The following is a 266-nucleotide window of genomic DNA, read 5'->3' as shown; positions in this document are numbered from 1 at the left end:
ATGACACGGCCGCCACGATCAATACCGCGCCGATGACGGCGACGGCGTCTTCGATGAGAGCAGCCGGCAGGTCCTTGCCAAACGAGGCGGCAAGCCGGCTACGGGCGGCAGCGCCGCCATATGTGCCGATGACGGCGCCGATCACCCCGGCGATCAGGCCGCCGAAGGGCAGGCTGCTGGCGGCGCCGATCGTCGCCCCTGCCAGGGCGCCTGAAACGATGCGGGCACCGAACTGCATCGGCACCTTGCGCGACGGCGTGGACGGC

General features: G+C 70.7%; 1 pseudogene. It reads right to left on the bottom strand.

The window, feature by feature from the left end:
- Window positions 1-266, bottom strand: a pseudogene (locus tag EOD29_RS32360) (DUF4126 domain-containing protein); the annotation flags it as partial.

Origin of the sequence: Mesorhizobium sp. M1A.T.Ca.IN.004.03.1.1, assembly GCF_003997555.1 — a bacterium.
Classification (GTDB): Bacteria; Pseudomonadota; Alphaproteobacteria; order Rhizobiales; family Rhizobiaceae; genus Mesorhizobium.
This window is presented reverse-complemented; position numbering and strand designations above follow the sequence as displayed.